The 916-nt window shown below is 66.9% G+C and carries 1 protein-coding gene and 1 other annotated feature; the gene reads right to left on the bottom strand.

All coding sequences use genetic code 11. The annotated features are described in order from the left end of the window. On the bottom strand, positions 1-879 hold an 879-nt coding region (locus HMPREF3105_RS12610), incomplete at its 3' end, for an IS3 family transposase (protein ID WP_168167989.1). Further along, positions 475-609: a sequence feature (AL1L pseudoknot), on the bottom strand. (Overlaps the previous gene by 135 nt.) Positions 880-916 lie beyond the last annotated feature (37 nt).

Consider the following 916-nt stretch of genomic DNA (forward strand, 5'->3'; position numbering starts at 1 on the left):
CCGGTCACGGTCCCACAACGCGATCCGCAGCGGGGTCAGGACCAGCGGGGTCGTCTTGGCCGTCGCGGCATGCCAGGCGAGGATTCTCTGCGAGTAGCAGTCCAGCACGAACGCGACGTATACGAAGCCCGCCCACGTGCGCACATAGGTGAAGTCCGCGACCCACTTCGTGTTCGGCGCGGCCGCGGTGAAGTCTCGATTGAGCAGGTCACCGGCACGGCAGCCGTCCTTGGCCGGGACGGTGGTGCGCACTGGCCTGCCTCGACGCACACCGTTCATCCCCGCAACCCGCATGAGCCGGTCCACACGAGCGGCGCCGACCTGGTGACCTTCTCGACGCAGCCACGCGGTCATCTTCCGACGCCCGTACAGCCCTTCCGGGGTGCCGACAAGGTCGTGCAGGACGTTGAGCAGGACCGCGTCGGACGTGTCACGAGCCGACGCGCTGCGGCGGCGCCACGCCCGGTAGGTGCGTGCGGCGATCTGACAGCCCTCCTGACGGAGCACCCTGCAGATCGACTCGACCGCATGCCCCTTGGCGCGCATCTGATCGATGAATCCCATGATCATCGGTTGCGGGGGTCGAGCTCCCCCGCGAAGAAAATCGAAGGCCTTGCGCAGGATCTCGTTGTCCTCCCGCAATCGCTTGACCTCGCCGCGCAGGCGCTTGAGCTCGGCCAGGTCATCGCTGGTCGGCCCGTCCTTGAGGCCGGCGTCGACGCGGTGCTGACAGACCCAGCGGCGCAAGGTCTCGCGCCCCACGTCGACCTTCGGCGACACCAAAGCCACGGCCTTCGTGACTGACCCGGCTTCCTCGACACGGTCCAGGACCATCCGCACCGCGCGGTCCTTCACCTCGGGATCGAACTTCTTCGGCATGAACAACATCCTCTCGAACTCGAAAGGAAGCGGCATC

The sequence above is a fragment of the Micrococcus sp. HMSC31B01 genome, from assembly GCF_001816085.1.
Taxonomy (GTDB): domain Bacteria; phylum Actinomycetota; class Actinomycetes; order Actinomycetales; family Micrococcaceae; genus Micrococcus; species Micrococcus luteus.